We start from the raw sequence: 6,635 nt of genomic DNA on the forward strand, positions 1-6,635 counted from the left end.
AGCTGGGCCCGTCAGTCGCGTCTGGCAGGCCGCGGTGGTAGGAGACCCAGAAGGTCGCCGGCTGCTCGCACTCGGTGGCGTCCTCGCAGAGTCCCTGCGACTGGTAGGACACCCAGTGGCCGAACGTGACGTCGCGCACCCACGGCGCGTCCACCGGCCACCGCCAGACGACGAGACCGTTCCGGCGTCGGCGGCGGAGACGTGGACGACGCACGGTGATGCCGGTGAAGCGGGTGCAGGGATAGTCCGCCGGCACGACAACGGTCTCGGAGGAGTCCCCGGCCGCGACCTGGCCAGGGTTGGTCAGTGTGACCTCGTCGTCGGTGACGCTCGACACGACCGCGAGCCGGGCGAAGCCGCGGAACGGCCACACCTCGCGACCGATGTGGCCGCTGCGCTCCGGCCACTGCTCCACCTCGGGGAACCGCGAGGCCCAGACGGCGACGTGCTCACCGACGCGCAGGTCGTCCGCCCGGCGAGCCGTGGCGCACTCCGGCCCGCACCAGGTCCGGACGGTGTCCTCGAGTTGCACCCGGGCGAACGACGCCGGCGCGCCACACACGTCGCAGGAGTCCCGCGACGGCGGTGGCACCGGCAGCGCGTATAGCCCGTACACCGCGGCATCATCCGCCCGGGCCGTGATCGTTTGCGACGATCCGGGGTCGGCAGACCGGCGTGTCGCGGCGTGTCAGCACGTCGTACGTCGCAAACGATCACGACGAGACGGACAACCCCCCGCGGACCGGTGTGCCACCGTCAGGGCCGGGCGGTCAGCCGAGGGTGACCCGGCGGTGCCGGATGACCTCGCGCAGGTCGATCAGCGGTGCAGGCGCCCCGGCCACGTAGCCCTGCACGCTCTCGTAGCCCAGCTCGCCGAGCCGGCGCAGCTGCTCGGGCGTCTCGACACCAGCCGCCAGCGGGTGCCGGCCCGCTGCCCGGGCCGCCGCGGCCACCGCAGCGACGACGCCGGCCTCGGCGCCGAGGACGCCGGCAATCACCGAGCGGTCCACCTTGAGGGTGTCGACCGGCAGGTGGCGCAAGGTCGACAGCGACATGCCGCCGGTGCCGTAGTCGTCGATCGCGATGCCCACGCCCAGGCGGCGCAGCTGGTCGAGCTCGTCGACCAGGCCCGGCCCGGCGTCGGACAGGTCGGTCTCGTGCAGCTCGAGGTAGAGCGCCCGGGCCTGCAGCCCGGCCCAGGTGAGCAGCATCTCGACGGTCTCCGCGAAGCCCGGCCGGGCCACCTCGGTCGCCCACATGTTCACGCTGACCCGCACCTGAGGGTCGTGCCACGATGCGGCGTCGCGCACCGCGGCCCGGAGCACCCAGTCGGTGACCGAGCGGGCCAGCTCGGTGCCGGCCACCCGGTCGAGGAAGTCGTTGGGCAGCAGCATGCCGAGCCGCGGGTGCGGCCAGCGGATCAGCGCCTCGAGGCCGACCAGGCCACCGTCGAGGCGGACGACCGGCTGGTAGTGCAGCCGGAGCTGGTCGGTCTGGATCGCGTGCCGCAGCTCGTCGGGCAGCCCGTCGGCCGACCTGGCCGACAGCGCCGAGCCGGAGCCGCCGTCACGCGGGCTCTCGGCCAGCTCGACGGAGGCGTCGTTGCGGTGCTTTGCGCGGTACATCGCGAGGTCCGCCCGGCGCAGCAGCTCGTCGGCCGACTCGGCCCCGGGGGAGGCGACGGCGATGCCGATGCTCGCGGCGACCGCCAGGTGGTGGCCCTGCACGGTGACCGGACGGCGTACGCCGGCAAGGATCCGCTCAGCGAGGCGGGTGACGTCCTGCTCGGCCTGCACGTCCTCGCACACGACGACGAACTCGTCACCGCCGAGCCGGGCCACCGTGTCGCACGATCGCATCGCCGAGTGGATGCCGGCGGCGACACCGACCAGCACCTCGTCGCCGACGTCGTGGCCGTAGGAGTCGTTGACATCCTTGAAGCGGTCGAGGTCGACGAAGAGCACGGCGACGGTGCTGAGGCTGCGCTGAGCCCGGGCGAGAGCCGTGTCGAGACGGTCGCGCAGCAGCCGGCGATTGGGCAGGTTGGTCAGGCTGTCGTGCAGCGCGGCGTGCACGAGCATCCGCTCGGTGTTGCGGCGCCCGGTCGCGTCGTCGAGGCACACCAGGATCGCGTTCTCGCCGGCCTCGGGCAGCGGCACCGCCGACACGACGGCCCACAGGTCGTGCCCCCGCAGGTGGCGCATCCGACGCTCGGCGGTGCCGGTGCGGATGCGACCCACGTCGTCGGTCGCCGCGAGGTCGTGCAGGGCGTGCCCGGTCAGCGCGTCCGGGTCGCGGCCCAGGAACGCGCCGAGCGCGGGGTTGGCGAGGACGACCGTGCCGAGCGCGTCGACGACCGCCATGCCGACCGGGCTGCGCAGGAAGACCGCCTGGAAGTCGATCCACCGCGCCCCGCCCGGCGCGTCACCGAAGGTGCCGCCGTTGGTGCCCTGGCGGCGCGCGGCTGGGACGGCCTCGGCAGGTCTCGCCGGGCCGTGCGGGCCATCGTCCATGCCCAGGGCGCCCTCCCACGGTCGGCACCCATCGTCCCTGTCACGCAGCGTGGCCGCACCTCGGCGCGGGCAGCGTCACCCCAACGCGCGGCGAGTCAACGGACAGTAAAGCCCGATCACGCTCGGTGAGGGTCAGTCGAGCACGCAGAGCCACTGGCGGCCGTAGCGCCCGAGCCGCACCTCGAGGCGGCCCTGCCGGTCGGACTCCATGCGTACGTCGCCCAGCGGCTCGGCCATCCGCACCGGGCCGACCCCCTCGGGCAGGGTCACCGTGGCCGACACCGGGCGCTCGGTGAGGTTGTGCAGCGCGACCACCGCGCGGTCCTGCCAGGTGCACCGGTGGGCCAGCACGCCCGGCTGGTCGCAGTCGAGCAGCGTGAAGGCGCCCCAGCCGAGCTCGGGGCACTCGCGGTAGGCCCTGATGAGGGCGCGCACGAAGGCGTGCATCGACTCCGGGTCGGACCGCTGCTGCTCCGCGTTGACCGACTTGGGACCGTACGCCCCGCGCACCACCTGCGACACCAGGTCGGCGGACGGTGCGTCGGAGAAACCGCCGTTGCGCCCGCCGGTCCACTGCATCGGCGTGCGGACGGCGAGCCGCTGGTCGGCCGCGAGGTTCTCCCCCATGCCGATCTCCTCGCCGTAGAAGAGCACCGGCGTGCCGGGGAGACTGAACATCAGGCTGTAGAGCAGCCGGATCCGGTCGGGGTCGCCGCCGAGCATGGTGGGCGCGCGGCGACGCAGCCCGCGGTTGTAGACCTGCATCGACCTCTTCGGCCCGAAGGCGTCGAAGACCTCCTGGCGCTCGCCCATGGTTAGCCCGTCGAGGGTGAGCTCGTCGTGGTTGCGGACGAAGGTGCCCCACTGAGCGGCGGTCGCCAGGCCCGGCCGCGACTCCACGGCGTGCGCCACCGGGCTGGCGTCCTGGCGGGCCATCGACAGCCAGAGGTTCTGCATGCTGATGAAGTCGAAGCACGCCGACAGCTCGGTCGCGTGGCCCTCGCCGAAGAACTGACGCTGCTGGTCGTGCGGCAGGTTGACCTCGCCGAGCAGCACCGAGTCGCCGGCCCGCCGGCCGAGGAAGGCGCGCAGGTCGCGCAAGAACTCGTGCGGGTCGGGCAGTCGTGCCCGGGCCGCGTCGTCGTCGGCCTCGAGCAGCGCCGGCACGGCGTCGATCCGGAAGCCCGAGACGCCGAGCTCGAGCCAGAAGCCGGCGATGCGGGCGATCTCCTCGCGCACCTCGGGGTTGGACACGTCGAGGTCTGGCTGGAAGCGGTAGAAGCGGTGCAGGAAGTACTGGTCGCACTCGGGGGCGTACTCCCAGATGCTGGTCTCCTCGCCGGGGAATGCCACGTCGGTCGGGCTCTCGGCCGGCTTCTCGTCGGCCCAGACGAACCAGTCGTGGTACGGAGCGTCCCGGCCCTGTCGCGCCGACTCGAACCACGGGTGCTCGTCCGACGTGTGGTTGGGCACCAGGTCCGTGATGACCCGCATGCCGCGGTCGTGCGCGGTGCGCATGAACTCGACGAAGTCGCCGAAGGTGCCCAGCCGTGGGTGGATGCCGTAGTAGTCGGTGATGTCGTAGCCGTCGTCGCGCATCGGCGACGGGTAGAACGGCATCAGCCACAGGCAGGTCACGCCGAGGTCGGCGAGGTAGTCCACCTTGGCGGCCAGCCCGCGGAAGTCGCCCCAGCCGTCGCCGTCAGAGTCGGCGAATCGTTTGACGTCCAGGCAGTAGACGACGGCGTTCTTCCACCACAGGTCGCTGGTGTCGGTGATGCGCATGGCGCACCGCTTCCCTCTCCGGGGTCGCGGTGAACGTGCGCGGCGTGCTCAGTCGGTCGTCAGACCGGTCTCCTCGACCTGGGTGAGTGCGTAGCGGTCGATCGCCGCGCCGTCGATCTCGGCGAGGTCGTCGAGCTCCAGGACCACGTCGCCGTCGTCCTCCTCGCGGAGCAGCCGGGCGGTGGCCGTGACGGTCGCCGCGTCGGGCAGCTCGACGGTGACCGTGACGTCTTCGTCGTACGTCCAGCCGGTGCCGTTCATGGCCAGCCGCAGGCCGCCCCGCGACACGTCGGTGGCTGCGAGGGTGGCCCCGGGTTGACCGTGGTGGTCCGGGAGCCGCACCTTCGCCCCGGCGGCACGCACCGCCCGCCGGCGCCGCTCGCTGACCAGCCGCACCACCCCGTCGACCAGCAGCGACCCGTCGTCCTGTGCGAGCGCCCGGCCGGCGAAGATCGTCACGCCGTCCTCGTCGTCGAGCTTGCCGACGGTGCTCAGCCAGACCTGGTGGTGGTCCAGAGCGTCGATCGCGGCCAGGTCGGTCTGCACGTGGGCGAGCACGTGGTCGTCGCCGGTCCCCTGCCAGTCGGTCAGCAGCCCGCCCCAGGCGTGGCCACCGGCGCGCGGGAGCAGGCTGACCGAGCGCCCCGGGTGCAGCGCCAGCATGCCGTCCACCATCTCGCAGCTCCCTCCGCTCCCGCGAGCCTCGTCCGGTGCCCGCCCCACGTCAACGCCGGGCAACTAGAGTTCAGGCTCCGGGCCTCTAGCTCAGTTGGTAGAGCAGCGGACTTTTAATCCGTCGCGCGCGAGTTCGAGCCTCGCGGGGCCCACCGGAGTCAGGGGTTGTGTCCGGGGTTCGAGGTTCGGTCGAGCATGGACGATGCGCTCAAGCGGTGCTCGACGTGCGGGGTGACGAAGGCCGCCACCGAGTTCAACGTGCGGCGCGGCGCTCCGGACGGGCGGCAGCCGCGGTGCCGCGAGTGCTGCCGGGCCTGGTACCTGAATCACAAGGCAGACCACATAGCCGGTGTGGCCCGACGCAACAAGGCCTACCGGGTGCAGACCCAGGAGCGGTTGGCCGCCTACCTCGCCGAGCACCCGTGCGTCGACTGCGGTGAGCACGACATCAGGTGCCTCGAGTTCGACCATCGGGACCGGGCGGACAAGACGGCTCCCATCTCGATCCTGCTGCAGCGCGGACGGTCGTGGCGGACAATCGCCAAGGAGATCGAGAAGTGCGACGTGCGCTGCGCGAACTGCCATCGACTGCGCACGGCTGACCAGTTCTCGACCTGGCGGCACCGGCTGCACGAGGAAGAGGCTGCGGACCTGCGCGAGGTGGCCCTCGGTCGTCTGCGCACGGTACTGACGACGGCGACGAGAGGACTTCCCGATGGCACAGGTGGCGGACAAGTGGTCGACGGTCCGGACCCCTGAAGGCCGCGACCTCGAGGTGCTGCTGCCGCAGGCGCCCGAGATCGCGGCCATCACCGGCGCCGAGGTCGTCGCGATGCTCGACGGGCTGGTCGACGACGTCGACCGCGCGGCGCTCACCGGGGAGTTCGCCGAGGTGATGGCCGAGGACTTCCGCCGGGGCGTGTCGACGGGCGTGGCCGGCTGGCACGGCGACGACCTGGCCTTCGCCCGGCCGTGGGGCTTCGACCTCGCCGACATCACCGTGCCGGTGTCGGTGTGGCAGGGCGCGCACGACCTGATGGTGCCTTCCCGCACGGCAAGTTCCTCGCCGCGCACATCCCGACGGCCGACGCGCGCCTCTACCCCGACGAGGGCCACCTCTCGCTCGCCGCGCAGCTGCCGCGGATCCTGGCCGGACCTCAAGGCGCGCGCCGGCGTCTAGCGGCACGCGCAGTCAGGGCTTCCGCCGCGCCTGACGCAGCGCCTTGCGCTCCGCGCGGAGCTGCCGCACGACGGCTGCTGCCTGCGCGTCGAGCAGCCCGTGCAGCCGGCCGAAGGTGAAGCCGTTCTCGCCGGCGAGGTGCGCGGCCACCCCCGTCGCGCGGGCCAGGTCCCTCGCGCCGAGCACGGCGGCGAGCCGGTCCAGGAGCTCGGAGCTCGACGCCACGTGACCCGTCGAGCGGGGCAGCCGGACTCCGGCCCGGCCGGCCACGTCGTGCACGAGCAGCGCCGCGTCGGCGGCCCGACGGGCGGCGGCCAGCCGCTCGTCGAGCTCCTGGTCGGCGGCGTCGGCCAGGTCCCGCAGCCGGCGCTCCAGCCGACGGCTGGTCCGCGCGGCCAGGTCGGGCAGCGCCTTGCCCAGCCGCGGGCCGCGGCCATCTCCGACCACCTGACCTGCAGCCACCAGCCGCAGCCATCTCGGCG

General features: G+C 72.9%; 7 protein-coding genes and 1 tRNA gene. 3 read left to right on the forward strand and 5 right to left on the reverse strand.

Annotation, left to right across the window (positions count from 1 at the left end):
* The 4 genes from VK640_13400 to VK640_13415 form a co-directional block, all read right to left on the reverse strand.
* On the reverse strand, positions 1-616 hold a 616-nt coding region (locus VK640_13400), incomplete at its 3' end, for a hypothetical protein (protein HTE74179.1).
* Between the two features lie 154 nt (positions 617-770).
* Entirely contained in the window at positions 771-2,513 is a 1,743-nt protein-coding gene (locus tag VK640_13405; protein ID HTE74180.1) for an EAL domain-containing protein, read from the reverse strand.
* Between the two features lie 132 nt (positions 2,514-2,645).
* Positions 2,646-4,298, reverse strand: coding sequence for an alpha-amylase family protein (locus tag VK640_13410; protein ID HTE74181.1), 1,653 nt, complete (start codon positions 4,296-4,298; stop codon positions 2,646-2,648).
* 48 nt (positions 4,299-4,346) lie between these two features.
* Positions 4,347-4,973, reverse strand: coding sequence for a PilZ domain-containing protein (locus VK640_13415; GenBank protein ID HTE74182.1), 627 nt, complete (start codon positions 4,971-4,973; stop codon positions 4,347-4,349).
* A gap of 79 nt (positions 4,974-5,052) precedes the next feature.
* Between VK640_13415 and VK640_13420 the strand changes: the two genes are divergently transcribed.
* The 3 genes from VK640_13420 to VK640_13430 all read left to right on the forward strand — a co-directional run bounded on the left by VK640_13420 (position 5,053) and on the right by VK640_13430 (position 6,153).
* A tRNA-Lys gene (locus VK640_13420) sits at positions 5,053-5,125 on the forward strand.
* 43 nt (positions 5,126-5,168) lie between these two features.
* Positions 5,169-5,732 (forward strand): hypothetical protein, encoded by a 564-nt coding sequence (locus tag VK640_13425; protein ID HTE74183.1) that lies wholly within the window; start codon positions 5,169-5,171, stop codon positions 5,730-5,732.
* A complete protein-coding gene (locus tag VK640_13430; GenBank protein ID HTE74184.1) occupies positions 5,689-6,153 on the forward strand; it encodes a hypothetical protein in 465 nt (154 codons plus the stop codon). The genes VK640_13425 and VK640_13430 overlap by 44 nt, the downstream gene beginning before the upstream one ends.
* A 12-nt stretch (positions 6,154-6,165) precedes the next feature.
* Here the strand turns inward: VK640_13430 and VK640_13435 are convergent.
* The coding region (locus VK640_13435; GenBank protein HTE74185.1) for a hypothetical protein at positions 6,166-6,635 on the reverse strand (470 nt) is incomplete at its 5' end.

The organism is Actinomycetes bacterium (assembly GCA_035489715.1).
Classification (GTDB): domain Bacteria; phylum Actinomycetota; class Actinomycetes; order JACCUZ01; family JACCUZ01; genus DATHAP01.